Consider the following 26,634-nt stretch of genomic DNA (forward strand, 5'->3'; position numbering starts at 1 on the left):
GCAACGATGGCTGCACGGGCACCCACGGTCTCGCGCCGCGGCTTCTGGCTTGGCGCCCGCGGCCGAGACGAAGCGCATGCGTGAGACCTTCGCCGTTCCGGAATCGTTTGCCGATGAAATTTGTGTTTCCTCGCACTGAGTGCGTGAGGCTTCAGCGCAGCGGCGACCACGCTTCAGGCAAGCAGATCGTCGATGTCGCGTGCTCGATCTGCTCGGGTCCGCCCTTGGGCGGCCAGAGTCCTTCGGCATAGTGGCGCCGTCTTAAGGACATGCGTTCTTCGAGACTCGCGAATCCCCAGATGTGCGCAATGCGAGGCGGTCCATCGAGCGCATACATATTGGCCACGAGGTGGGACGTGTAGGCTTGGGCCGGACCGATGGCACGCTCCCACGCGGCCATGGTCGGTGCGATGCCTCCCGGCTTTAGCCAATAGCGGCGAATTTCGTAGAATTCGCCGAGCGCCGCAGGCTCGATGTCGGGCAGAAAGGGAAACATTGCATAGCTTTCCATGCTTAATTGGACATGGCCGTTTCTGATATCGAACGGCCATGTGCTTTTCAATGCACGATCGCGTTCATGCTGCAATTCATGGGCGGCTTCGAAGCCGCGCAAAACGACAATGCGCGACAGTTCGCCAATCTCCGTACGCCATGCGCCCAGCAGGCGGCCTGTTGCGTCGGCATCCGCTAGCCAGCGATGCGCGCCCGCGGACACGGCATCTTGCTCCAGAAGCGAACACGATAGCGTTGCCAGCTCGTACAACATGTCACATCTCCGTTGGTGCATGGGTTCAATGATAAGTCGTCTTTGACGACTGCAAGCTGGTGAACATAAAACGGGCCCAACCTTGCGAGCCTTGCATCACGACCTGGCCGCGCCTCGCCAGCATACGCGCTTGGGCGTCATGCGTTATCCGAGCGCTGCACATGTGGAGGAACATGAAGCAGGTGGCTGCGAGTGCGGCAAGGAGGGGTCATCTCATGTTTTCTCTGGAGCTGGCGGAGTACATACAAACACTTTTCATAACGCCCGGCGCGACCGGGACGAACCGGTTGCGCCGGACGCATGCATCGCCAGCGGACGATGCATGCGTTAAAAGACCTGCTTAAACGAGGGTCAGCGTCACGTCGATATTGCCGCGCGTCGCGTTCGAATACGGACACACGACGTGCGCCTTGTCGATCAGTTGCTGCGCGGCAGCGCGATCCATGCCCGGCAACGAGATCTTCATCTCGACTTCGATGCCGAAACCATTCGGGATCTGACCGATACCGACGCTGCTATCGATCGATGCGTCGGCCGGCATCGAAATCTTGTCGCGCGCCGCGACGAACTTCATTGCGCCGATAAAGCATGCGCTGTAACCGGCCGCGAACAGCTGCTCCGGGTTTGCGCCGTCGCCGCCTGCGCCGCCCAGTTCGCGCGGTGTGGTCAGCTTGAAATCGAGCGTGCTGTTTTGCACCGTAGCACGGCCGTCGCGGCCGCCAGTAGCGTGGGCGTGAGCGCGGTACAGCACTTTTTCGATCGACATGATGAACTCCTGATGAACATTGAATGAAATGGAGCTGCTTGCGGGTTGGACCGAGGGCTCCTCGATGCGACCCGCGGACTGGACAAAGTCCGTTACAGCTTAATGCTTCGTGTTGCCCGACTCTCAATCTACTAGAAGATAGACAACTGGCGCTGCAAGAACGGCGAACCGCTTGAACTGCGACTGCGTTGACTGCGTGACGCGGATGCTACTTTGACACCTTCCACAAAACTTCGACTTCCTCAAGCCGCGATTTTGTCTGAAACAACCGGCTCGACAGCACGCTGCCCTGATAGGCGGCAAATAACGTGCGCGCCGCGCTTTCGGGCTTGCCGTTGACGGCAAGCGACCGTTCCTTGATTCCTTGCGCGAGCACCTTCGCAAGCCAGCTTTCATTGGCCTTGAAGAACGCTTGCACAGCCGCGCGAATATTGTCCGGCAGCGAACCGATATCCGCGGCGAGCATGCCGCACAGACAGATCTGATCCCCGTCGCCGAGCGTGCGGCCAAACAGCTTCGTGTAACGCGCAAGCTTCGCATCGGCCGGCAAAGACGCATCGACCGAACGCAGCAAGCCGAAAATCTCGTCGCTGTACGCGTTGACTGCTTCGAGCACGAGGTCTTCCTTCGACGGGAAGTAGTAGTGAATGCTCGACGTTTTCACTCCCACCAGCTCGGACAGGTCGCGATAGCTGAACCCGTTGTAGCCATGCAGCATCATCAGCGTGATGGCGTGATCGAGAATCTGCTCGCGAACGGTTGCTGTCGTGTCCATGGCTCGTACTTTATCTACTGCTAGATAGACAGTCAAGCGTTTCTTTTTAGTCGCACCTTAGCGGCCAGCCGACCCGCCTACGCGCGCCGACGACCGGCCGTATGCGAACCGCCCGCCGTTTGACCGACATCAACGTTCGGGAAAATGCGAAGCGCTGTCGATCAGAAGCGATCCTGACAAATGCATTTCCGCGCCGCGTTTTCACGCAGTTGCCTTAAGACATAAAGAGAGAGCGTGCGATCGCTTGATCCCCTGTCGGGGAATAACGCAGTCGCGTCGACCGTTTTAAGGAACGGCTGTTGCGTCGATTCGATCGACAAGGTTCGATTGAAAGCGGCAACGCCTGTATGTAGCAGCGTGTCTCCACTCCCTCTCTTTCCCAAGGCTAACTGATGACTGCCGCCTCCCTTGAACGACGCGAGTTTATTGCAAGAACAACGAAAGGTGCTGCCGGTGCGGTCGTGGCGAGTATTGCTGGCACCGCTGCCGGCATTCTGCCCGTTGATGCACGAGCCGCGAGTTCTGCCGCTGTACCCGCTTACCTCGGCGCTTCGCCGCAGGAGCAGCCGCCGCTGCCGTTTGCGGAGAATGCGCTGGAGCCGGTGATCTCGGCACGCACGATCGGGATTCACTATGGCAAGCACCATCGCGCGTATTTCGAGAACCTCTCGAAGCTTGTTCCCGGCACGCCGTTCGCAGGCCAAACGCTCGAGACGATCATCGTCAAGACATACGGCGACACGCAGTATGAAGACATTTTCAATAATGCAGGGCAGGCCTGGAATCACAACTTCTACTGGAATTCGATGAGCCCGACGCCAACGCAGCCGAGCGCAGCGCTGCAGGCAGCAATCACGCGCGACTTCGGCTCGCTTGACCATCTGCACGAGCAACTGGTCAAGGTGTCCGCGTCGCAGTTCGGCAGCGGCTGGGGCTGGCTCGTCGTCGAAAACGGCAAGCTCTCGGTGGTGAAGACGAGCAACGCCAACGTGCCTTTCACGTCGGGCAAGGCGCCGCTGCTGACCGTCGACGTCTGGGAGCACGCGTATTACCTCGACTATCAGAATCGCCGGCCCGACTATTTGAAAGGGCTGACCGCGAAGCTGATCAACTGGAATTTCGCCTCGGCGAACTACGGGAAGGCGGCATAAGCCGGTGCGATTGCCGCGTGCGAGTACGAGCGGTATCGAACCTCGCGCGCGGGTCGGTGTGTTCGCTGCGGCCGCCTGTCGGCCTCGATCAAGCGCCATTGCGGCAGATAGCCGTGCATCCGGTTCGACCGGCTGGACTAATTGGTTGAAAATGCGCGTGAGAATCCGCGCGTCATCCTCGGCTGATTTTTAGAAAATTGCCCGATATCGCGCGTGGCCGCAGATAAGAACTTGCTGCTTATTCAAGCAGCGCATCTCGATTATCGGATGGCATGTTTTCCGAAGCAGCTTCGGAGCGCGCTGCGTGGGCCAAAGGCATGCGGCGCTCGCGCAACAATCGAATAATGGCAGAAATAAAAAAAGAAAAATTCGACCGAATTGCACATCCTCTTCACCTTTTTCATTCCAACTTTACCGCCTGATATCGACTGCGCATAAACTGTGGGGCGTGTGACCAAATGCGGGCTGTTATGATCGAAAACCCTTATTTTCTTTCAAAATGGCGACTGCAGTATTGATACCGAAAAGGTCTGCTTTTACGACTTCGAATGGAGGCGCGAAAACGGCGCAAACGCAGACTGGCAACCGGTGTGCATGGCGCAACAGCGCTCGAAACGTTTGCTGACAATCGTGCGTCATTGCTGGTACTGTTGCGCGTCGCATCGGCACCCCACCCGGACCGCATGCGCGCCGGGGCGTTCACGCATCCATCACTTTCTACGCAGACGGGATCATGAGTATCGCGACTTCACGCAGCGGCAACGCTTCACTGAGCGGCACGGCGTCGCTGGCCAGGTTTTCGCTAGGCAATCGCATCCTGCTCAGTTTTGGGGCGATTTTCCTGCTGATGCTGATCACCGCGATCATCTCCTATACGCGAGTGCGCGCGATCAATGACGAAGCCGACAAGCTCGAGCGTCAGTCGGTGCTTGGTCTCTTTCTTTCGACGTCGATACGCGCCGCATCGAACGAAAGTGCGACGACATTGCAGCGCGCGCTCTTTGTCGACGGCGATGAAGCCGCGTCGCGAAGCGATCTGGAGAAGGTCGCCGACTCGCTGAAGAAAATCGACAAGCTTGCCGCGCAATATCCGCAAACGGTCGATGGCGCCGACGATATCGCGCGTTTCGATGAATTCCGCACCGCCTATGCGGACGCGCTGCCGAAGTTCAATGAAGTATTGCGTATGGCGCAAGGTTCGCGGCCCGACGCGCAGCGCGCGTTGCTTGCGATGAATCCCGCGTGGGACAAGGTTACGCGTGCAGCCAATGCGATGGTCGAGGAAGACAAGTCGCAGGCCGACGAATGGGCGCGTCTGATCCGCCAGTCCGCGCAGGAAACCGAAATTACGCTCGCGGTCGCGCTCGGCATCGTGCTGCTCGTCGCGCTCGTCACTGGCTTTGCGCTGTATCGCGCCGTCACGGTGCCGATGGCGCGCGTGGTCGACGTACTGGACGTGATGCGCACCGGCAACCTCGCGCAGCGGCTCGCGCTGCGTCGGCACGACGAATTCGGCACGCTCGAAAACGGCTTCAACCGGATGGCCGAGGAGTTGACGAGCCTCGTCGCACAGGCGCAGAAATCGTCGCTGCAGGTCACGACCTCGGTCGCCGAGATCGCGGCGACATCAAAGGAGCAGCAGGCCACCGCGGCGGAAACGGCGGCGACCACCACCGAAATCGGTGCAACGTCGCGCGAAATCGTAACCACCTCGCGCGATCTGCTGCTGACCATGAACGAAGTTTCGCGCGTGGCCGAGCAATCGGCGACGCTCGCGGGCACGAGCCAGAACGGACTGTCGCGCATGGAAGATACGATGCGCAGCGTGATGGAGGCGGCCGGTTCGGTCAATGCGAAGCTCGCCGTGCTCAACGAAAAAGCCGTCAATATCAACCAGGTGGTGGCGACAATCACGAAGGTCGCGGACCAGACGAATCTGCTCTCGCTGAACGCGGCGATCGAAGCGGAGAAGGCCGGCGAATACGGCCGCGGCTTCGGCGTCGTCGCAACCGAAATCCGGCGCCTCGCGGACCAGACGGCGGTAGCGACCTACGATATCGAGCAGACCGTCAAGGAAATCCAGTCGGCCGTATCCGCAGGCGTGATGGGCATGGAAAAGTTCTCCGAGGAAGTGCGCCGCGGCATGCACGATGTGCAGCAGGTCGGCGGACAGTTGTCGCAGATCATTCAGGAGGTGCAGGCGCTTGCCCCGCGCTTCCAGGCGGTCAACGAAGGGATGCATACACAGGCGAACGGAGCGGAGCAGATTACGCAGGCGCTGTCGCAGCTGTCGGAGGCCGCGCAGCAGACAGCCGAATCGCTGCGGCAATCGTCGCAGGCGATCGACGATCTGACGCTCGTCGCGAATCAGCTGCGCACGGGCGTGTCTCGCTTCAAGATCGAAGCGTGATGGGCATCGGCGATGTGCGTCGCGTGTAACCGGCTAGCACCGCTGATAATCGTTTCACCACCGCTTATGGACGTACGCCCAGACGCACGCAACCGGTTCGACGACGATGCTCTTCCTTCTGTTTAACCTCGATGGTGAGCGCTACGCGCTTGATGCCGCGCAGATCGTGGAGGTGCTCGCGCTGCAGCCGACGCGGCCGGTTCCCGGCGCGCCGGCGTGGGTCGCCGGCGTCGCCGAACGGTACGGCGAGCCGTTGCCCGTGATCGACGTGCCGCGCCTCGCGCTCGGGCGCGCTGCGCGGCGTTTGCTATCGACGCGGCTGGTGGTCGTCAAGTATCGCGCGAGCGAGGCATCGTCGGAAACGCCGCATCTTCTGCTTGGATTGATCGTCGAAGGCGCAACGCAGACGCGCCGGCTCGCGCGCGAGCAGTTCGCCGACACCGGTGTCGCGACGCCGCACGCGCGCTGGCTCGGCCCCGTGGCCAACGACGGGCAAGGGTTCGTGCAATGGGTAGAGGTCCGGCACATGCTGACCGACGACGTGAAGGGCTTGCTGTTTCCGCAGGAATTGCCCGTCTCGCATGCGCGCGCACAGGTGTCGACTTCATGAACGCGGAACCACGCATCGATGCGCGCTTCGAAAGCTGGCTCCTGCACGAGACCGGTATCAGCGCGCCCACGCTCGGTGCGCAAGCGTTCGAGCGCGCGGTGTGGGAGCGCGTGCGTGCGACGCAGGCTGCCTCCGCGTCGGGCGATCTCGAAACCTACTGGCAGTTGCTCAATGCATCGCGCGACGAGCGACAGGCGCTCGTCGAACTGATCGTCGTGCCGGAGACATGGTTCTTCCGCGACCGCGAGGCGTTTGTTGCGCTTGCGCGGCTCGCGAACGAGCGGCTCGTGCGTAACCCGTCGCATGTGCTGCGCTTGCTGAGCGTACCCTGTTCGACCGGCGAAGAGCCGTATTCGATTGCGATGGCGCTGTTCGACGCCGGCATCGGGCCCGAGCGTTTTTCGATCGACGCGGTCGATATCAGCGAGCGTGCGCTCGACATCGCGCGCCGCGGTGTCTATGGACGCAATTCGTTTCGCGGGCGGGCGCTCGAGTTTCGCGAGCGGCATTTCGCAATCGCCGGACCGGCAACGGCTTCCGGCGACGTCCGCTATGAATTGAGCGCGCGTGTGCACGATGCGGTCCGTTTTATTCACGCGAATCTGTTCGACGCGCCGTATCCGGCCGATGCTCGCTACGACTTTATTCTGTGCCGCAACGTGCTGATCTACTTCGACCGCGATTCGCAGGATCGCGCGATTCGCTTGCTCGATGCGCGGCTTGCGCAGGACGGCATGCTGCTTGTTGGGCCGGCCGAGACGGGCCTGATGATGCGGCACGCGTTCAATCCGGCGCGAATTCCGCTCGCGTTCGCGTTCACGCGCACGCCGGCCGACGACGCAAGGCCGCCAAGGCAAACGCCGCTCGCGCCGGCGCCGGCGGTAGCGCCTGTCAAGCCGGTCCCGCCGGTCCGGCCGATCCCACCGATCCCACCGATCCGGCCGGTACGCCAACCGTTTGCGCCGCAGGTAGCCGCAGCGCGTGCGTCCCGAGGCACGCATGCCGATACCGCGCGTAACGCTTCCGCGGCGACCGAGGGGCGCGCAAAGCGCGAAGCCTTGCTTGCCGAGGCTTCGCGTCTTGCCGACGAAGGCTTGCTCGATCAGGCCGAGCGCGTTGCTAACCAGTGCGTCAACATCCACGGACCCGATGCTTCGGTCTTCTATCTGCTCGGCCTGATCATGGACGCTCGCGGGCGCAGTGCCGATGCCGGCGACTATTACCGCAAGACGCTCTATCTGGAGCCCGGTCACTACGAGGCGCTCACGCATCTTGCGGCCTTGCTCGAAATGACCGGCGACACGGCCGGCGCCGGACGTCTGACGCGCCGTGCGGAGCGCGCGGCGCAAGCGCGCCGCGAATCGCCGGAACCGCACGCGACATACATGAACCGGACGAGCCGGACGCGAGGCTTCCATGACTGAACGCGTCGACGATCTCCCGGATATTGCATCGAGTGTCGACGACTGCTGGAATCGCATCGGCACGCGCGGCGATCAGTCGTGCCCGGCGCTCGCGGAATGGACACGCTGTCTCAACTGCCCGGTGTTCGAGCGGGCGGCGGCGCGATTGCTCGACCGGCCGGTGTCCGATGCGTTGGGAGGGCTTGCTGCCGACGTGCAACGTGTAGCGCGGCTGGAACAGCCGGCCGGCGTACGGGCCGAGGTGGCGACGGCGAGCGGCTCGGGCGACTCGGCCGCCGGGGCGTCCGCTCAGTCATCCGAAACAGATTCGGTAGTCGTCTTCCGCGTCGCGGACGAATGGCTCGCCCTGCCTACCAAGGCGCTCAAGCAGATCGAAGACCTGCGGCCGGTTCATTCGCTGCCGCATCGGCGCAACCGTGTCGTGCTCGGCCTCGTCAATGTACGCGGTGCATTGACGGTTGTCGTGTCGCTCGGCGAACTGTTGCGTCTTGATCGCACGGTCGGCGCGGCAGCTGCTTCGCACCCGGGCGCCGGTGAAACATCGGCCTTGCGAGCGCCGCGCAGCGGCCGTTACGCACGAATGCTCGTGGTCGCGCACGACTGCGAGCCCGTCGTGTTTCCGGTCGACGAAGTGCACGGCGTCGTGCGTTATGCGGCCGGCGCGCTGAAGCCCGTGCCCGACACGCTGACGCGCTCGAGCGCCGCGCACGCGGCCGGCGTGCTTGCATGGCAAGGCAAGACGGTCGGCGTGCTCGATGCCGCGCGCGTATTCGCTTCACTGACACAGAGCCTCCAATGAGCAGCGACGACGATATGAGCCGCCAGTCGCTGCTTGGGCTCTTCAGCGAAGAAGCGCATCTGCAGACACGCGTGCTGTCCGATGGCCTGCTCACGCTCGAGCGCGCGCCAGCCGACGCAGCGGCGCTCGAAGCGTGCATGCGCGCCGCGCATTCGCTCAAGGGTGCCGCGCGCATCATCGGCTTGCAGGATGGCGTGGACGTCGCGAACGCCATGGAGGAATGCTTCGTCGCCGCGCAGCACGGCGTTCTCGCGCTGACGACCGTGCATATCGATGCGTTGCTGCGTGGCGTCGACCTGTTGCTGCGCGTGGCCGACGACAAGCCGTCGGTGCGCGCGGGCCGTGCGGAGATCGAGGCATGCGTCGCGCATCTATCAGGTTTTGTCGGCGTTTCGACATCGACGGGCGCGCATGATGCACCGGTACGCACGAGCGGCGACGTGCCGCCCGCGGCGCAAGTCGACTCGCCCGACGCGCTGCTGAATGCTGCAATCGCGATGCTGCAGGCGCAAGCGCAAACCGAAGCGCAAGCGCAGGTGGAAGCGGCTCCCGAGCCGCGCACGCCATCTCCCGCGCCTGTACCTTTACCTGTACCGACAACCGTGCCTGCACACGCTGGCACCAATCCACAACGCGATCCCGACCGCATCCTGCGCGTGCGCGCGGACAACCTGGACCGGCTGCTGAGCCTGTCCGGCGAATCGCTCGTCGAATCGCGCTGGCTCAAGCCGTTCGCCGAATCGATGCTGCGCGTGAAGCGCACGCAGCGCGAAGCGGCACGCGCGCTCGATACGGTCTACGAATCGCTTGCGCAGGCGTTCGAGGGCCAACTCGACGCGCGCGCCAGCACCGCGCTCGACAGCGTGCACGACGCATTCGGCGCGATCCAGCAGCAGCTCGCGAGCCAGATCGACGAACTCGACCGTTACGACCGCCGCAGCACGAACCTCGCACAGCAACTGTACGACGAGGCGCTGCAATGCCGGATGCGCGCATTCGGCGACGAGACGCATGTGTATCCGCGCATCGTGCGCGACCTCGCGCGATCGCTCGGCAAGCAGGTGCGATTCACGATTGTCGGCGAAGGCACGCAAGTCGATCGCGACATCCTCGACATGCTCGACGCACCGCTCGGCCATCTGCTACGCAACGCGCTCGATCACGGTATCGAGACGCCGCACGAGCGCGTCGCGCGAGGCAAGCCGGCCGAAGCGAGCCTGACGCTCGAAGCGCGTCACAGCGCCGGCAAGCTGCTGATCAGCGTCAGCGACGACGGGCGCGGCATCGATCTCGCCGACCTGCGCGCCGCGATCGTGCGCCGCCGCCTCGCCGACGAAGCCACCGTTGCGCGTCTGTCCGAGCAGGAATTGCTGGAATTCCTGCTGCTGCCCGGCTTCTCGATGCGTGCGCAGGTGACCGACGTATCGGGGCGCGGCGTTGGCCTCGATGCGGTGCACGATATGGTGAAGACGGTGCGCGGCACCGTGCGTATCGTCAACGAGACGGGCAGCGGCATGCGCTTCGTGCTGCAGTTGCCGCTTACGCTGTCGGTGATTCGCAGCCTGCTCGTCGAAGTGGGCGGCGAGGCGTATGCGTTTCCGCTTGGCTCCGTGCATCGCACGCTTGCGCTCGCACGCAGCGACATCGACATGCTCGAGGGCCAGCAGCATTTCCCGTTCGAAGGCAAGCGCGTGGGGCTTGTATCTGCGCATCAGCTGCTCGGGCTCGAAGCGGGCGAGGCAGCCGCGGAAGTCGCGGTCGTCGTGCTCGGCGACGAGCGCGGCACCTACGGCGTGGCCGTCGATCGCTTCCTCGGCGAACGGATGCTCGTCGTGCAGCCGCTCGATGCGAGGCTCGGCAAGATCAAGGACATCGCGGCCGCCGCGCTGATGGATAACGGCGAAGCGGTGTTGATCGTCGATGTCGAAGATCTGCTGCGCTCGGTCGACAAGCTGGTGCGCGAAGGGCAGCTTGCGCGCGTGCGCGCGGCGTCGGGCACGGTCGCGGTGCAACGCAAGCAGGTGCTGATCGTCGAGGATTCGCTTACTGTGCGCGAGCTCGAACGCAAGCTGCTCGAAAAGCGCGGCTATGCGGTGACCATCGCGGTCGACGGCATGGATGGCTGGAATGCGTTAAGAGCCGCGAGCTTCGATCTGGTCGTGACCGATATCGACATGCCGCGCATGGACGGCATCGAGCTCGTCACGATGATCCGCCGCGATCCGCAGCTGAAGTCCACGCCGGTCATGATCGTGTCATACAAGGATCGCGACGAGGACCGGCGGCGCGGGCTCGACGCGGGCGCGGACTACTATCTCGCGAAAGGCACTTTTCACGACGAGGCGCTGCTTGATGCAGTGCACGATCTGATCGGCGAGGCGAACCAATGAATATTGGCATTGCAAACGATCTTCCGCTTGCTGTCGAATCGTTGCGGCGCGCGCTTGCGAGGCGTGCCGAGCATCGCGTGCTGTGGGTGGCGGAAGACGGCGAGCAAGCGGTCGATTTCTGCCTCGCCCAGCGGCCCGACGTCGTGCTGATGGATCTGATCATGCCGAAGCTCGACGGCGTCGAGGCGACGCGCCGCATCATGGCGCGCGCGCCGTGCGCGATTCTCGTCGTGACGAGCAGCGTCGGCGCCAATGCGTCGCGCGTCTATGAAGCGATGGGCGCGGGCGCGCTCGACGCGGTCGATACGCCGACGCTTGCGAGCGGCAACGATGCAGCCGAAGCGGCACACGCCTTGCTTGAAAAACTCGATCAGATCGGTTACCAGCTTGCGAACCGCTCCATGCCGGCGGCGGCACCCGATGCGCGCGACGTGCGCGACGCGGGCGCGCCGTGGCTTGTGGCAATCGGCGCCTCGGCGGGCGGTCCAACCGCGCTCGCGACCGTGCTTGGCAGCTTGCCGGTCGACTTCGGTGCACCGATCGTGATCGTTCAGCATGTCGACAAGGCATTTGCACAAGGCATGGCCGAGTGGCTCGACGGACAGACACCGTTGCCGGTGCGCGTCGCGCATGACGGCATCCGGCCGCGCGCCGGCGAAGCGTTGCTTGCGGCGACCAACGATCACTTGCGGCTTACGCGCGGCGGTTCGCTGCGCTATACGCGCGAACCGGTCGAGACACCTTATCGACCCTCGGTCGACGTATTTTTTCAGAGCGTCGTCGACCATTGGGACGGCGAAGCGGCCGGCGTGCTGCTGACCGGCATGGGACGCGACGGCGCATTGGGGCTCAAGGCGATGCGCGCGAAAGGCTACGAGACGATCGCGCAGGACGAAGCGACGAGCGCCGTGTACGGCATGCCGAAAGCGGCGGCCGCGCTCGGCGCTGCGCGCCGCATACTCGCGCTCGAACGCATTGCCGGTGAGCTCGCCGCGCTCGTCAAGCGTTAGGGGCTGCGAAGCAACGCCACGGTAACTGCAACTGCACGGAAAATTTCGTTAGACAGGTATAGATATGGGAATGAATCACAACGGCTCGCACGATCCTCGAGCCGTCGCCGACGAAGCCGATGCCGCGCTCGAAGCGGCACGCGCCGCGCTCGACACGCCGCCCGCTGCCGACGTGCCCGCAATGGTGCTGCTCGTCGACGATCAGGCGATTGTCGCGGAAGCGGTGAGGCAGGCGCTGGCGGGCGAAGAGGGCATCGACTTTCACTATTGCGCGAAAGCCGAAGAGGCGATGAAAGCCGTGATCTACACGCGGCCGACCGTGATTCTGCAAGACCTCGTGATGCCGGGCGTCGATGGACTGACGCTCGTGAAGGCGTACCGCAGCACGCCGGCCACGCGCGACGTGCCGATCATCGTGCTTTCCGCGAAAGACGAGCCGGTGATCAAGAGCGCTGCCTTTGCGGCCGGCGCGAACGACTATCTGGTGAAGCTGCCCGATCGCATCGAACTCGTGGCCCGCGTGCGCTATCACTCGCGTTCGTTCGTGAATTTGCTGCAGCGCGATGAGGCCTATCGCGCGCTCAGGCAATCGCAGCAGCAGTTGCTCGAAGCGAATCTCGAACTGCGGCGTCTCACGCATTCGGATGGTTTGACAGGGCTGTCGAACCGTCGTTATCTCGACGAATACCTGAGCGCCGAATGGCGGCGCAGCGCGCGCGAGCACGCGGAAATCGCGATGCTGATGATCGACGTCGACAACTTCAAGCAATACAACGATACCTATGGTCATGTGGCCGGCGACGAAGTGCTGAAGCGCATCGCCACCACGGTAGAAGGCTGCCTCGGGCGAGCAGGCGATATTGCCGCGCGCTACGGCGGCGAGGAGTTTCTCGTGGTATTGCCGAACACCGCGGCGGGCGGCGCAAACCTGCTCGCGGAGAAGATTCGCCTCGAGATCGAGGCGCTCGCGCTGCCGCATCGCAGTTCGTCGGCCGCGCAGCATGTGACGGTCAGCATTGGCGGTGCCGCAGCGGTGCCGACGGCGGGCTCGGCGATGACCTCGCTGATCGAATCGGCCGACCGTGCGTTATACGAAGCAAAACGCAAGGGGCGTAACTGCGTCGTCATGTATGACGGCGCCGAACAGGGCGCACGAATCTAGACGGCGATTCGGAGGAGCCGGTTCCAATCATTCGCCTTTTGGACAGCGTTGTCCTTTTTTTGCGAACGTGTAAGCGCGGCACTAAAACATGGTGCTTAAGGCTCCGAAAAAAAGCCGCCACGGCCCAAGGCCGCGCCGATCTGACATGCCCGCTCGAGCGTCGGCTCGATCATCTCCTTTCCAACGTTCAGCCCATTCCTGCCGCTTCGGTCAAGCTCGATTCGGCGCTGACTCGCGGCGGCTGCATGCTGGCGTCGGACGTGCCGAAATGCAGACGGTATTGCTGCGGCGTGATGCCAAGCCGCCGCTTGAATACGGCGCGCAGGTGGTGCGCATCGCGCAGACCGCAGCGGTAGGCGATCGTCTTCAACGGCAAGCAGCTGTTCTCGAGCATCACGCGCGCCGCATCGATGCGTGCGCTCTCGACAAACTCGGCAGGCGTCGCACGCGCGTCGCGCGCGAATACGCGAGAGAAGTGGCGCATGCTCATCCGCGCGACCGACGCGAGCACCGAAATGCTGAGGTCGTCCGCGAGATGCGCGAGCACGTACTGCTGAACCTGCGCGATTGGCGAAGAATCTTCCGCGTATGGCGTCAGATACGGGCTGAATTGCGACTGCCCGCCGGCACGCTGCAGGAACACGACCATGCGTTTCGCCACGCGCAGCGCGAGCTCGGGGCCGTGGTCCTGCGCCAGCAGATATAGCGAGAGATCGATGCCTGCGGTGACGCCGGCCGACGTATAAAGCTCGCGATCCTGCATAAAAATGCGGTCTGCCTCGACGCGCGCGGTTCGACACAGCGAGGACAGCATCGCCGCGCTGCTCCAGTGCGTCGTCACGTTGCGGCCATCGAGCAGACCCGCGCGCGCAAGCGTCAACGTACCGTTGCAGATCGCACCGAAGCGTCGCGACTGACGGCTCGCTTGCGTGAGCCACGCATGCACATCGTCTTCGAGCGGATCGTGCGCAATCCCGGGGCCGCCTGGAACGAGCAGCAGATCATGGTGCAGATCCGCTTCGCTGAAGTGCTCGTCTCCATGAATGCGCAAGCCGCTCGAACACGGCAGCGCGCCATGTTCGGTGGAGATCAGCTTGAGCCGATAGTGCGCCTCTGGCGGAAGGAAGACGTTCGCTTCTGAAAAGACATCGGTCGGACCGAAGACGTCGAGGGCTTGTACGCCCGGAAAAATAACAAGAGCAATGCTGCGCATCTGTCGAAATAGCGAGTGAGGAACATACGGACATGCGTCAAAGCACGACGTCCAGATCTGATTTTGAAAATCAGTTTGGACTATATGCTAATTTCGAGAAGCATGTGATCGGCCACTGCACTTTGCAACGCTCATGAAGCTGGAATGCTACGTATAGGCGTTAAAGCGTCATTGAAGCAGCGGCACGTATCGTACGAACCGCTGCAAAGCGCCAACAGATAGCGCGGTTATTCGGACATTTTTGGCTTGATTAAGGCCGACATGCCTGTTCGATACGGCATCTCGGCACGCACGCTATCCGATAAGCCAATGAACTTAACCTTAACGCTGTACTCAGTTGGGCCGATATACACATGAACCGGCTGTTAGCCGAATGGCGCATTTACGACGCTCACGATGGCATCGGCCACAAGGCTTGCCGATTTTCAAACAGACAAACCCTTGTCCCGTTTGCGCATATGCAGGTGCACGGCGCCGTTCACGCGCCGTGTGCGAGGCGCATCGACGTCATAAAGGTATCCGTACTGTTCAGGCGTAAGAGGATCAGCCAGATCGATTCGATTTGGATTCCGCAGCTTCACGTCTGGATCGCGCCGCCATTTGCGGCCCGCGTCTACCCGCTGTTCCACCCGCCGGGCGGACCTGCGAGCAACGCGACGGTGTCTGCGACGTCTTCCGGCTTACCCAACCGTTCGCGCGACGTCAGTTTGGTGAGTTCGTCGATAACCGATTGCCGTTGCGGCGCTATAGCGACCGCCCACGGCGATCGCGTGTGTCACGGGCAGTTCAATGCGCACCGATCGCTTCGGTTACCGGGCGTACGCGTTCGAGCGCGCGGCCATCTTCGCGAAACAGATGCACGTGCCGGATGCTGAAGCCCGCGTTGATACGCTGCCCTTCGACCGCGCTCGATTCGCCCGAACCCTTGACCTGAATCACGCGCTCGTCGGCAAGGCGAATATGCAGCAGCGTTTCGCTGCCCAGATGCTCGATGACCATCACTTCGCCGCTTAGCCCGCTATCGATGTCTGCGCCTGCGGCTTCGACGAAATGTTCGGGGCGTATGCCCATCATCAGTTTCCGGCCCGCTTCGATGCCGTCGCCGACGCACGGTACGGTGAGCGGTGTGCCGCCGGGCAGCTCGATCGTGACGCCCGCTGCCTCGACGCGAGCGACGCGCACGTCGAGGAAGTTCATTTTCGGCGATCCGATAAAGCCCGCGACAAACGCGTTGTGAGGATTGCGGTAGAGGTCGAGTGGCGAGCCGATCTGTTCCACCTTGCCGTGATTGAGCACGACGATGCGATCGGCCATTGTCATGGCTTCAGTCTGATCGTGCGTGACGTAGATCATCGTCGCGTTCAGCTGCTTGTGCAGCTTGATCAGTTCGAGCCGCATCTGCACGCGCAAGGCCGCGTCGAGATTGGAGAGCGGTTCGTCGAACAGGAACACCTTCGGCTCGCGCACGATCGAGCGGCCGATCGCGACACGCTGGCGCTGACCGCCCGACAGCGCGCGCGGGCGACGCTCGAGCAACTGGTTGATCTGCAGGATTTCCGCCGCGCGATGCACGCGTTCCCTGATCTCGGCTTCCGGCAGTTTGAGCATGCGCAGCCCGAACGCGATATTTTCGTACACCGACATATGCGGGTACAGCGCGTACGACTGGAACACCATCGCGACGCCGCGTGCCGACGGTTCGAGCTCGGTGACGTCTTCGCCTTCGATCACGACCTGGCCCGAATCGATGCGTTCGAGGCCCGCGATGCTGCGCAGCAGCGTCGACTTTCCGCAGCCTGACGGGCCGACGAAAACGAGGAACTCGTGTTCGTTGACTTCGATGTCGACACCCTTCAACACCTCGGTGCCGGAAAAGGTCTTGCGGATCTGCTGCAGATGAACGGCGCTCATACGTTGTCTCCTACGTACTCGATGCCCGCGACTGATGCATTCGTCGAATGCCTGCTGTTTTGAGCGCTGTCACACCGCGTTGCAACATGCGGTGCCAGCGATTTTCTTCTTGACAACAGGTGCCGGCCAAAATATACATTTGTAAAACGCAAATTACAAGTGATACAAAGCCGAGGGAATCGCACGATTCGACGAAGCAGCACACGTGAAAAACAACATTGGAGACAGACAATGAACAAACGCTTCTTGCAGCCCAACGCCATCGCATTGACGATTGCAACGGCGTCGCTCTTCATGGCCGCCAACGCGCAGGCATGGACCTTGAAAGAGGCCGCGCAGCCGTACTCGGGCACCACGATCAAGGCGATCTTTCTCGACCGTCCCGGCTATAAGGCCGCGGAGAAGCTGATCCCGCAGTTCGAGAAGGAGACGGGCATCAACGTGAAGTGGGAGGTGATTCCGTACGAGAGCACACGCGAGAAGGAGGTGCTCAATTTCGTCGGCGGCGGCGACATGGATGTCGTGCTCGTCGACGTGGTGTGGATCGGCGAATTCGCGAGCAACAAGTGGCTCGTGCCGATCAAGACCTTTACCGATAACCCGAAGCTCGCGGACCCGAAGCTGAACCTGCAGGGCTTTTTCCCGATTTTGCTCGACTCGTTCGGCACGTGGGACAAAGTTACCTACGGCCTGCCGTTCGATAACTACTCGGGCCTCATGTTCTACAACAAGTGCATGCTGAAGGACGCGGGCTTCAGCGAACCACCGAAAACGTGGGACGAACTTCTCAATACGTACGCGCCGAAGCTCACCAATGCGAGCAAAAACCAGTACGCGTTCGCGCTGCAGTCGCGGCGCGGCGAGACGCAGTCGGCGGATAGTTTCATGCGCGTGCTGTGGCCGAACGGCGGCTCGCTGCTCGACGCGAAGTTCAAATCGAACCTGCTGTCGCCGCAATCGCAGGCCGGCCTCGAATACCGGCAGAAGCTCATGAAGTACATGCCGCCCGGCATCGTCGACTTCGATCACGCGGAAGCGGTGAACGCGCTGGCGCAAGGCCAGGTGGCGATGATCACCGAATGGTCGGCGTTCTATCCGACGTTGACGGACCCGAGCAAATCGAAGATCGGCAACTGCCTTGCGATCACGACCGAACCGCGCGGGCCGGCCGGACTGAAGCCCGCGCTCGGCGGCTTCTCGCTCGCGGTCAATGCGAAGTCGAACGCGAAAAAGCAGGCCGCGTCGTGGCTGTTCATCCAGTGGATTACGTCGGAGGAAATGGCGAAGCCTTATCTCGAAGCGGGCGGCGTGCCGGCGCGCACATCGCTCTATCAGGACAAGGCGATACAGGACAAATACCCGTTCGTGAAGCCGATGGTCGAATCGTGGCAGGGCGGCGTGCCTGACTACCGGCCGCGCTTCCCCGAATGGCCGGCCATTTCGGAAGTGATCGGCGAGTGGGGCACGAAGATGATGCTCGGCCAGGTATCGGTGAAGGACGGCGCGCAGACCATCGGTCAGAAGACCGAGGACATTCTCAACAAGGCCGGTTACTACAGCGGCAAGAAACCGCTGCTGAAGTAACGGCTCGGAGACAGCGATGCGAAGCAAGGAGGCCCGATGCTGAACGACGCAGTTCGACGGGAACAGGGTGCGGCGCGCGCGGTGCGGCGCGCCGCACCGCGCGCGCGATTCCGTTTGCCTGGTTCGCCCGCGTTCTGGTTCCTGATTCCGGCGATTTTCACGCTGGCGGCGATCGGCATCTATCCGACACTGCTCGCGCTGTACAACTCGTTTCATCAGTACCAGCTCGCGAATCTCGGCGCCGGCACGCCGTTTATCTGGTTCGACAACTACATCGCCACGCTGACCGATCCGTCGTTCTGGGGCGCGCTTGGGCGCACGGTGCTGTTCCTGTGCGTGACCTTGCCGATCGAAGTCGCGCTGGGCCTTTTTGCCGCGCTGATGCTGCATCGCGTGGAGTTGCCGTGGATGCGCGCGATTGCGCGCGTGAGTCTCGTGATTCCGATGGCGACCACGTATGCGGTGGTCGGTTTGATCGGACGGCTGATTTTCAACCGGCAATTCGGCGTGGCGAATTACTTTGCGAGCTTCTTCGGCATTGCCCCGCTGGACTGGCTTGCCGATCCGACGCTCGCGTTTGTTTCCGTGATGATCATGGACATCTGGCAGTGGACGCCGTTCTGCGCGCTGATCATGCTGGCCGGACTCGCGATGGTGCCGAAAGAGGCGGAGGAGGCCGCGCGACTCGAAACGCCGAAGTGGAGCAAGATCTTGTGGCATCTGCAGCGCCCGTATCTGCTGCCCGGGCTCACTGCCATTCTGATTTTGCGTTCGGCCGACATGCTGAAGATGTTCGACGCTGTCTTTACGATGACGCGCGGCGGCCCTGGCACCGCGACCGAGTTCATCAGCGTTTATATCCAGCGCATCGGGTTCCGGTTGTTCGACCAGGGTATGGCGTCCGCGCAGGCGATTCTGCTGCTGATTCTGACCATCGTGCTGTCGCGCCTGTATATCCGTTTCGTGTATCGGGAGGCTACGTGAACGCTCCATCGACGCAACCGGCAAACGGTGCTGCTTCGCGCGCCGTGGGCCTTACCGCGCGGGCGCGCCGGGCGCGTACTGCGCGCCGCAACGCGACTGTCTGGCATTTTCTCGGCCTCGTCGTCGTATTTTTGTCATCGGTGTTTCCGTTCTACTGGATGGTGAGCACGAGTCTCAAGAGCCAGGCCGAAGCGCTTGCGTACCCGCCGCTATGGTTGTTTCATCCTACGTTCAAGCACTATACGGATGCGCTTTTCGAGCATCAGGTCGGCGCGAGTCTGATCAATTCGCTGATCGTCGCGAGCAGCACCACGGTGGCGTCGATTCTGCTCGGCACGCCCGCCGCCTATGCGCTTGCGCGCTACGAATTTCGCGGCAAGGAAGATCTGTGGTTCTGGTTCATTTCGAACCGCATGGTGAGCCCGGTCGTGCTGGCGGTACCGTTTTTCCTGATCGCGACCAAGCTCGACCTCGTCGATACGCATCTCGTGCTGATCCTGCTGTACATCACGTTTTGCCTGCCGATCGTGATCTGGATCTGCACCGACCAGTTCCGCAATATTCCGGTCGAACTCGACGAAGCGGCGCGCCTCGATGGCGCCTCGCCGTTGCGCATCTTCTGGCGCATCAATCTGCCGCTCGCGATGCCGGGCATCGTGGTGTCGGCGATCTTCGCGTTTATTTTTTCGTGGAACGACCTGCTGTATGCACTCGTGCTGACGCGCACCGACGCGGTGACGTCGCCGGTTGCGGCAACGAGCTATATGAGCGGTTACGAGCTGCCGTGGGGCGAGATCATGGCGACGGGCACGTTGATCGTGCTGCCGATGGTCGTGTTCGCGCTGCTCGTGTCGGGACGGCTCGTGCAAGGCCTTACGATGGGCGCGGTGAAGTGATGCGGCGGCGCGGTCCGGTTCTGGTATAAGGGCCCGTCACATTCATTCGAAGCGAACTCCCACATGAGTAAAACAGCCCCGCCCGTGATGATGCTCGAATCCGATGGCGCGATCGACTCCGAGGAGGAGTTGCAGGCGCGCGTCGCATGGCATTACTACATCGGCAACATGACGCAGCAGGAAATCGCGCAGCGCATCGGCAGCAACCGGGTGCGCGTGAACCGACTGCTGGCGGCGGGCCGCGAATCGGGGCTCGTGCAGATCACGATCAATAGCCGGTTTGCGCCATGTATTGCGCTCGAAGAACAGCTTGTCGAGCGCTTCGAACTCGAAGCCGCCGTGGTCGTGCCGACCGGTGCGAACGCGGACGCGAACATGGCGGGACTCGGCATCGGCGCGGCCGGTTATCTCGCGACGCGCATCGAAGACGGCAGCACGATCGGCATCGGCTGGGGCCGCACGATTCGTGCGGTATTGCGCGCGATGCCGCAGCGCGCGTACGGCGCGCTGAATGCGGTGTCGCTGCAAGGCGGGTTGTCGCATTGCCCGAGCATCAATACCTTCGACATCGTGTCCGATTTCGCGAACCTGTGCCATGCGGACGGTTATCTGTTCGCTGCGCCGATTTATGTGGGCAGCCAGAAGGCGCGCGACATGCTCCTGCAGGAAGAGGCGGTGCGCGGCACGTATGAGCTTGCGCGTCATGCGGATCTTGCGCTTCTCACGTCCGGCGATCTGACGGAGTCGCTGGTCGTCACGTATGGCATCAGCAAGCCCGAAGAATTGCGCATGCTGCGAAAGGCGGGGGCCGTCGGCGATCTGCTTGGGCATTTTATGAATGCGGACGGCGAACCGATCGACCATCCGCTCAATCGGCGCACGGTGGCGATCACGCTCGACGACTTGCGCAATATCGATCATGTCGTGCTCGTATCGGGTGGGGCGAAGAAGTTTCATGTGACGCGTGCGGCGTTGCGCGGGCGGTATGCGTCGGTGCTCGTGACCGACGAAGATACGGCGCGCCGTTTGTGCGACGAGCCTTGAGGTGAACTGGGGCGTTTGGAGCAATTGGAGCGACGATCATGTCCGATATCGATGCAGGCAGCCGCGGCGAACCCGGCCAGGTCGATCGCAGCCGCGAATTCTCCGGCAAAACGGTGCTTGTCACCGGTGCGGGCAAAGGCATTGGTCGCACGACCGCGCAACTGATGGCGCAACGCGGCGCGCGCGTGATCGCTTTGAGCCGCGCTGCCGCCGATCTGAAGACGCTCAAAGACGAGACCGGTTGTGAAACGCTATGCGCGGATCTCGCCGATGCAGCCGCGGCACTCGAAGCGGCGCGTGCTGCGCAACCGGTCGACCTGCTCGTCAATTGCGCGGGCACGGTCGAATTGCAGCCGTTTCTTGACACGACTGTCGAAGCATTCGACCGGACGATCGCCGTCAACCTGCGCGCCGCGATGATTATTTCGCAGCAGTGCGCGCGCAGCATGATCGAGCGCGGCGTGAAAGGCGCGATCGTCAATGTGTCGAGCGTCTCGGCGCAGATCGGCTTTCCGTTGCATGCCGCGTATTGCGCGTCGAAAGCGGGCCTCGACGGATTGACGCGTGCGATGGCGATCGAGCTCGGCGAGCATGGAATACGCGTGAATGCCGTCAATCCGACCGTCACGATGACTCCGATGGGCGAGAAGGCATGGAGCGATCCGGCGAAAGCGGGGCCCGTGCTGGCGCGCATTCCGCTGCATCGTTTTGTACAACCGATCGAGGTGGCGAACACCATTGCTTATCTGCTCTCCGACGAATCGAGCATGGTGAATGGCGTGAGCCTTGTCGTCGAGGGCGGGTTGCTGGCGGCTTGAAGCGGTTTTCTTATTTTGCAAAGGAACGACGATGGAAGCTCTGGTTCTCGAAAGCGCACAGCGCATCAGCTTGCGGCCGTTCAGCTTGCCGCAGGCGGTCGGGCCGCGCGATGTCCGTATCCGCATCAACACGGTCGGGATTTGCGGCAGCGACATTCACTACTACCAGCATGGCCGGATCGGGCCGTTTGTCGTGACGGAGCCGATGGTGCTCGGACATGAGGCGGCCGGCACGGTCGTGCAGGTGGGCGACGAAGTGACGAATCTGAAACCCGGCGATCGCGTGTGTATGGAGCCGGGCGTGCCGGACACGGAGTCGCGTGCGTCTCGCGAGGGCATGTACAACCTCGATCCGAAGGTGCGCTTCTGGGCGACGCCGCCCGTGCACGGATGTCTTGCGCCGTTTGTCGTGCATCCGGCCGCGTTCACGTACAAGCTGCCGGATAACGTGAGCTTTGCCGAGGGCGCGATTGTCGAGCCGTTGTCGATCGGTTTGCAGGCGGCCAAGAAAGCCGCGATCAAGCCAGGTGACGTCGCGGTTGTGCTTGGTGCGGGCACGATCGGCATGATGTGTGCGCTTGCGGCGCTCGCGGGTGGGTGCAGTCGCGCGATTGTTTGCGATCTCGTGCCGGAGAAGCTCGAATTGATCGGGAATACGCCGGGCGTGACGACGGTGGATATTCGTAACACATCTGTCAAGGATGTGGTGAACGAGCTGACCGACGGATGGGGCGCGGACCTCGTGCTCGAGGCGAGCGGCAGCGCGAAGGCGTTTGAGGGGATTGTCGATCTGCTGTGCCCTGGCGGATGTCTGGTGCTGGTCGGCATGCCGCAAAACCCGGTGCCGCTCGATGTTGTCGCATTGCAGATCAAAGAGGCACGGGTCGAATCGGTGTTCCGCTATGCCAATATTTTCCCGCGCGCGATTCAGCTGATCGCGTCGGGACGTATCGATGTGAAGCCGTTTATTTCGCGAACGTTTCCGTTTGCGGAGGGCATCAAGGCATTCGAGGAAGCGGCGAGCGGGAAGCCGACCGATGTGAAGGTGCAGATCGTGATGGAGTGATGGATCGCGTTGCGGGTGTGGTATTCGTCACATCTGCGCAACGCGATAGAAGTGGTCGAAGGTGTCGAGCGACGCTTCGACCGACAGCGGCTGCAACGGAAAGCATCGTTCGATGTGGACGATGCTTTGTTGCGTCTTAAGCCGCTTCTCGAAAGCATCCACCGCGAATTGCTTGATACCGCCGCGGTGATCGATAAATTGCCCCCATAACGGCATGTTGCGAAATCTGTTGACTGCGAATGCTGCGGTCGCCAGATAAGCGGGCGGAAAGAGTCTGCGATACGCCTCAGGTTATATAGCCAGGATACGCCCGCTATCGCGCGAGCCCGGTCATTTCAATGAGCGTTGTGACTCCTGTACGCAACGGGACACCGATACGAGGCTGGTGGAAACAATGGCCGAGTGCTTTGAGTTTCTCGATGGAGAGAATTGGGACATGTCGGGATCGAAGCAGAGAGTGAGGTATTGCGGCGAATACGGTGTCACGATCTCACATCGATACCTCTTTTTCGCGATTCTCATGCAACGGGGAATGACGTTTATGGAAACCCGGGTTCTTCATGTCTAGCTCAAGGAGGCGTACGTATCGGAGCCATGCATAGATCCCCGACGAGCCTGTCGCCCGTCATATTCTCGTTGTTTCCGGGAGATTAAATGAGACGCGTCATGTGGTCGGCAGCGTCTTAGCTGCAGGCTTGTTTGCGTCAAGGCAGTCTGCGTTGCTGGGTGCCTGGATTGCCGGCGTGCTGGCTTGGCCTGTCATTCATCCACGGGGTTGCTGGGATATCGAGCATTGTCGTGTGACGCTTTGGGGTTACGCGCTGATTTTATTGAGCCTGTTTGGTCCGGCTCTCCTATGGGCCTATGTCGGTTTTCAGCAGGGCGGACAGCGGAGCGGGCGAAAGTTCGTCTTGACACTCGTCACGTTGTGGATAACGACTGTGATGTTCTATCTCTTTCTTTACGCTCTCGTTTGAGCAGCGCAAATCCACCCCGACACTCACAGCCCCAACCGCTTGCGTTGCAAAAACCGCCGCACCGCCGGATCGCTCGCGAGGCCGATCGCGAGATCGTATGCGGCAAATGCCTCGGCCTTCGCGCCGGCACGCGCGAGCAGATCGGCGCGCGCGGCCCAGTAAGGCTGATAGTCAACGAGGCGCGGATCGTCCGCGTACGGCGCCAGCGCGTCGAGCGCCGCCTGCGCGCTGTCGCGTTCAGCGATCGCGAGTGCGCGGTTCACCGCGACGACCGGCGAGGCGGTCATCGCGAGCAACGCGTCGTAGAGCTGAACGATCTCATTCCAGTTCGCGCAATGCGTCCGGCAGCGGTGTATATGCGCCGACTGCAGCGCCGCCTCGAGCTGAAAGCGTCCGATGGTGTGGAAGGTGCTCGCGCGCAATAGCAGCGCGTCGGCCGCGTCGATCATCGCAGCGTTCCATCTCGCCGGATCCTGGGAGGACAGCGGCACATAGTCGCCGGCCGCGTTGCGGCGCGCATCACGCCGTGCCTGCGCATACAGCATCAGCGCGAAAAGGCCCAGCGTCTCGGGCTCTCCGGGCAGCAACTCCGCGAGCATGTCCGCCAGAAACAACGCCTCGCCGGCAAGATCGCGCCGCTCGGTGTCGCTGCCGACCGGGTCGGTCCAACCTTCGGCGTACGCCGCGTAGACAGCTTCGAGCACGGCCGCGAGCCGGCCGGGCAACTCCTCGCGTTCGGGCACGCTGAACGGGATGCCCGCTTCGCGAATCTTGTTTTTTGCGCGCACGAGGCGCTTGCTCATCGCGGCAGGCGAGGTCAGGAACGCGGAGGCGATCGTCTTCGCGTCGAGGCCCAGCACGACCTGCAGCATCAGCGGCGTGCGAATCGCGGCCTCGAGCGCCGGATGCGTGCATGCGAACAGCAGGGCAAGCCGGCGGTCGGGCAAGGCGCCTGCTTCGTGCTCGTCGATCTCGTCGGCGAGAACCGCGAGCTGGTTCGCCACGCCGTCGCCGACGCGGCGATGCCGTGCGCCGTCGATCGCGCGGCGGCGCGCCACCGTCATCAGCCACGCTTCGGGATTCGCGGGGCAGCCGCGCTCGGGCCAGTCGGCGAGCGCGGCGGCAAAGGCATCGGCGAGCGCATCTTCGGCTGCGGCCACGTCGCGCGTGCGAATCGCCAGCAGCGCGACGAGCTTGCCGTAACTGCGGCGCGCGACGGCTTCGGCAATCGCATGCGCGGCGCCGTCGGCATCGCGGCCGCGGCCGGCCGGACTCATGCGGAGCGTGCATCCTTCGGCGCATTCCACACCGGGCGCACTTCCATCGTGCCGTGCGCCGCGCCGGGACAGCGCGATGCCCACGCGATCGCCGCGTCCAGGTTGGGCACGTCGATCAGGTAGTAGCCGGCGAGCTGCTCCTTCGTGTCGGAGAACGGTCCGTCCAGCACCTGCGGTTTGGCGTCGACGAGCCGCACCGTGGTGGCCGAGTTCGTATGCTGCAGGCGGTTGGCGCCGACCAGCGCCTGCGCTTTCTGCAACGCTTCGGTGTACGCCTGATACGCGGCCACGCCTTGCTGCCGCTCACTGTCGGTCATCTGGTTCCAGCGGTTTTCTTCCGAATAGATCAGCAACAGATATTGCATATGAGCCTCCGTTTTGGGGTTGAGGCGGTGTTTGCAGCGCGCCGCCATTGCAATGACGCGCGAACCGCATGCGGATGGACAGGCAGCCTTAAAAAACTCGCGTGTTGCGCGACGGCGCACGGGGACATGCCTCTAATAGAAACGGGCGTTTGTGCACTATATGCAATCGGGCCGACTATCGCTAACGCAAGATAGGGATCGGCAACGCATGTCGCGTGCGGCCAACCGGCTACGCCACCATCGTGTCGTGCAAATGCGTCGCAAGATGATCGATCAGCGCGCGCACCTTCGACGGAAGAAAGCGGTTCGGCGGATACAGCAGCCACACCGGCCCCATGTACGGGCGCAGCTCGAATTCCCAGCCGGCGAGCACCTGAACGAGCTCGCCTTGCTGGAGCGCCTGCGCGGCCGCGAAGTCGGGCAAGCTCGCAATGCCCCAATCCTGCAGCGCCGCATCGAGACGCGCGTCTGCATCGTTCGCGATATAGCGGCCGCGCACGTCGAGCGTCTGGGTCTGCGCGCCCCGCCGGAAATGCCATCGATTGTCGTCGACCGTTTCGCCGAGATACAGGCATTCGTGATGCGCGAGATCGTGCGGTTCGTTCGGCGTGCCGTGCGCGTCGAGATAAGCGGGCGACGCACAGAGCAGCCATTTCACCGAGCCTAGTTGCCGGGCGGCGAGGCCCTGCGGAGGCGAGCGGGTCAGCCGGATCACGATATCGACGTCTTCGCGTAACGGATCGATCTCGCGATCCTCGAACACCAGCTGGACATCGACATCGGGCCAGCGGCGCAGAAATTCCGGAATCAGCGGATGGATCACGTTGCGGGCAAAGGCAATCGGCGCGCTGACGCTGACCTTGCCTCGCGGCTCGCCGACCGTTTGTCCGGCGATATCGACCGCAGCCCACGCCGCGCCGACCATGTCGCGGCAATAGCGGTAGATCTGCGCGCCCGAATCCGTGACGCGCACGCTGCGCGTCGAGCGCTCCAGCAAGCGCGTGCCGAGCGCCTCTTCGAGCCGTTTGATCTGCCGGCTAACCGTCGAAGGCGTGGTGCCGAGCTGGCGCGCGGCCACCGAAAAGTTGCCGGCGTCGACGACGCGGGCAAACGTCGCCATGTCCGGCAGCAATCCAAAAAGCTCGGTGGGATTCATGGTCGTCGTACCCATTCGCCGCAGTATTTATGCGCAGCCAACATAAAAGATGTTCCGCAAGCCGTGATTATAGTTTCGGA

Annotated in this window: 23 protein-coding genes; 14 read left to right on the forward strand and 9 right to left on the reverse strand. The window is 62.5% G+C overall.

Features of this window, described 5'->3' with window-relative positions:
* Positions 1 to 151: 151 nt before the first annotated feature.
* The 3 genes from QYH69_RS11995 to QYH69_RS12005 all read right to left on the reverse strand — a co-directional run bounded on the left by QYH69_RS11995 (position 152) and on the right by QYH69_RS12005 (position 2,307).
* Positions 152 to 766: an NIPSNAP family protein gene (locus tag QYH69_RS11995; protein ID WP_308832078.1), complete on the reverse strand. Its 615-nt coding sequence runs from the start codon at positions 764 to 766 to the stop codon at positions 152 to 154.
* A 340-nt stretch (positions 767 to 1,106) separates the two neighbouring features.
* Positions 1,107 to 1,532: an organic hydroperoxide resistance protein gene (locus QYH69_RS12000; protein WP_075156352.1), complete on the reverse strand. Its 426-nt coding sequence runs from the start codon at positions 1,530 to 1,532 to the stop codon at positions 1,107 to 1,109.
* A gap of 208 nt (positions 1,533 to 1,740) precedes the next feature.
* The gene (locus QYH69_RS12005; protein WP_308832079.1) at positions 1,741 to 2,307 is read right to left on the reverse strand and encodes a TetR/AcrR family transcriptional regulator; all 567 of its coding nucleotides are present in this window, start codon (positions 2,305 to 2,307) and stop codon (positions 1,741 to 1,743) included.
* 572 nt (positions 2,308 to 2,879) lie between these two features.
* Here QYH69_RS12005 and QYH69_RS12010 point away from each other — a divergent pair.
* The 8 genes from QYH69_RS12010 (at position 2,880) to QYH69_RS12045 (ending at position 13,263) form a co-directional block, all read left to right on the forward strand.
* Positions 2,880 to 3,458, forward strand: a complete 579-nt coding sequence (locus tag QYH69_RS12010) for a superoxide dismutase (protein WP_308832209.1) — start codon at positions 2,880 to 2,882, stop codon at positions 3,456 to 3,458.
* Between the two features lie 733 nt (positions 3,459 to 4,191).
* The gene (locus tag QYH69_RS12015; RefSeq protein WP_308832080.1) at positions 4,192 to 5,868 is read left to right on the forward strand and encodes a methyl-accepting chemotaxis protein; all 1,677 of its coding nucleotides are present in this window, start codon (positions 4,192 to 4,194) and stop codon (positions 5,866 to 5,868) included.
* 106 nt (positions 5,869 to 5,974) lie between these two features.
* Positions 5,975 to 6,478 (forward strand): chemotaxis protein CheW, encoded by a 504-nt coding sequence (locus QYH69_RS12020; RefSeq protein ID WP_308832081.1) that lies wholly within the window; start codon positions 5,975 to 5,977, stop codon positions 6,476 to 6,478.
* Complete coding sequence (locus tag QYH69_RS12025) at positions 6,475 to 7,902, forward strand: CheR family methyltransferase (protein ID WP_308832082.1); 1,428 nt, start codon at positions 6,475 to 6,477, stop codon at positions 7,900 to 7,902. The genes QYH69_RS12020 and QYH69_RS12025 overlap by 4 nt, the downstream gene beginning before the upstream one ends.
* Positions 7,895 to 8,701 carry a chemotaxis protein CheW gene (locus tag QYH69_RS12030; protein WP_308832083.1) on the forward strand — a complete coding sequence of 269 codons (807 nt, stop codon included), beginning with the start codon at positions 7,895 to 7,897 and terminating at the stop codon, positions 8,699 to 8,701. Before QYH69_RS12025 ends, QYH69_RS12030 begins: the two co-directional genes overlap by 8 nt.
* Positions 8,698 to 11,091, forward strand: coding sequence for a hybrid sensor histidine kinase/response regulator (locus QYH69_RS12035; protein WP_308832084.1), 2,394 nt, complete (start codon positions 8,698 to 8,700; stop codon positions 11,089 to 11,091). The genes QYH69_RS12030 and QYH69_RS12035 overlap by 4 nt, the downstream gene beginning before the upstream one ends.
* Complete coding sequence (locus QYH69_RS12040; protein WP_308832085.1) at positions 11,088 to 12,101, forward strand: chemotaxis response regulator protein-glutamate methylesterase; 1,014 nt, start codon at positions 11,088 to 11,090, stop codon at positions 12,099 to 12,101. Before QYH69_RS12035 ends, QYH69_RS12040 begins: the two co-directional genes overlap by 4 nt.
* Before the next feature lie 64 nt (positions 12,102 to 12,165).
* Positions 12,166 to 13,263 (forward strand): diguanylate cyclase, encoded by a 1,098-nt coding sequence (locus QYH69_RS12045; RefSeq protein ID WP_308832086.1) that lies wholly within the window; start codon positions 12,166 to 12,168, stop codon positions 13,261 to 13,263.
* Between the two features lie 187 nt (positions 13,264 to 13,450).
* Here the strand turns inward: QYH69_RS12045 and QYH69_RS12050 are convergent, their stop codons facing one another.
* Together QYH69_RS12050 and QYH69_RS12055 are read right to left on the reverse strand one after the other, a co-directional pair.
* Positions 13,451 to 14,476: a DJ-1/PfpI family protein gene (locus QYH69_RS12050; protein ID WP_308832087.1), complete on the reverse strand. Its 1,026-nt coding sequence runs from the start codon at positions 14,474 to 14,476 to the stop codon at positions 13,451 to 13,453.
* Positions 14,477 to 15,262: 786 nt separating this feature from the next.
* Entirely contained in the window at positions 15,263 to 16,387 is a 1,125-nt protein-coding gene (locus QYH69_RS12055) for a sn-glycerol-3-phosphate ABC transporter ATP-binding protein UgpC (RefSeq protein ID WP_308832088.1), read from the reverse strand.
* Between the two features lie 231 nt (positions 16,388 to 16,618).
* On the opposite strand from QYH69_RS12055, the gene QYH69_RS12060 reads away from it, so the two are divergent.
* From QYH69_RS12060 to QYH69_RS12085, 6 genes are all read left to right on the forward strand, one after another.
* Positions 16,619 to 17,971, forward strand: coding sequence for a sugar ABC transporter substrate-binding protein (locus QYH69_RS12060; protein ID WP_308832089.1), 1,353 nt, complete (start codon positions 16,619 to 16,621; stop codon positions 17,969 to 17,971).
* 36 nt (positions 17,972 to 18,007) lie between these two features.
* A complete protein-coding gene (locus QYH69_RS12065; RefSeq protein WP_232243472.1) occupies positions 18,008 to 18,955 on the forward strand; it encodes a carbohydrate ABC transporter permease in 948 nt (315 codons plus the stop codon).
* Complete coding sequence (locus QYH69_RS12070; RefSeq protein ID WP_308832090.1) at positions 18,952 to 19,851, forward strand: carbohydrate ABC transporter permease; 900 nt, start codon at positions 18,952 to 18,954, stop codon at positions 19,849 to 19,851. The genes QYH69_RS12065 and QYH69_RS12070 overlap by 4 nt, the downstream gene beginning before the upstream one ends.
* Positions 19,852 to 19,914: 63 nt before the next feature.
* Positions 19,915 to 20,895: a sugar-binding transcriptional regulator gene (locus tag QYH69_RS12075; protein WP_308832091.1), complete on the forward strand. Its 981-nt coding sequence runs from the start codon at positions 19,915 to 19,917 to the stop codon at positions 20,893 to 20,895.
* A 38-nt stretch (positions 20,896 to 20,933) separates the two neighbouring features.
* Complete coding sequence (locus QYH69_RS12080; protein WP_308832092.1) at positions 20,934 to 21,713, forward strand: SDR family oxidoreductase; 780 nt, start codon at positions 20,934 to 20,936, stop codon at positions 21,711 to 21,713.
* 31 nt (positions 21,714 to 21,744) lie between these two features.
* A complete protein-coding gene (locus QYH69_RS12085; protein WP_308832093.1) occupies positions 21,745 to 22,779 on the forward strand; it encodes an NAD(P)-dependent alcohol dehydrogenase in 1,035 nt (344 codons plus the stop codon).
* A 27-nt stretch (positions 22,780 to 22,806) separates the two neighbouring features.
* Here QYH69_RS12085 and QYH69_RS12090 read toward each other — a convergent pair whose 3' ends face one another.
* From QYH69_RS12090 to QYH69_RS12105, 4 genes are all read right to left on the reverse strand, one after another.
* Entirely contained in the window at positions 22,807 to 22,941 is a 135-nt protein-coding gene (locus tag QYH69_RS12090; protein WP_308832094.1) for a hypothetical protein, read from the reverse strand.
* Positions 22,942 to 23,779: 838 nt separating this feature from the next.
* Complete coding sequence (locus QYH69_RS12095) at positions 23,780 to 25,033, reverse strand: DUF6596 domain-containing protein (protein WP_308832095.1); 1,254 nt, start codon at positions 25,031 to 25,033, stop codon at positions 23,780 to 23,782.
* Positions 25,030 to 25,398 (reverse strand): YciI family protein, encoded by a 369-nt coding sequence (locus QYH69_RS12100; protein WP_308832096.1) that lies wholly within the window; start codon positions 25,396 to 25,398, stop codon positions 25,030 to 25,032. The genes QYH69_RS12095 and QYH69_RS12100 overlap by 4 nt, the downstream gene beginning before the upstream one ends.
* 229 nt (positions 25,399 to 25,627) lie before the next feature.
* The gene (locus QYH69_RS12105; protein ID WP_308832097.1) at positions 25,628 to 26,554 is read right to left on the reverse strand and encodes a LysR family transcriptional regulator; all 927 of its coding nucleotides are present in this window, start codon (positions 26,552 to 26,554) and stop codon (positions 25,628 to 25,630) included.
* Positions 26,555 to 26,634: the final 80 nt, after the last annotated feature.

The organism is Paraburkholderia sp. SARCC-3016 (assembly GCF_031119615.1).
Lineage (GTDB): Bacteria > Pseudomonadota > Gammaproteobacteria > Burkholderiales > Burkholderiaceae > Paraburkholderia.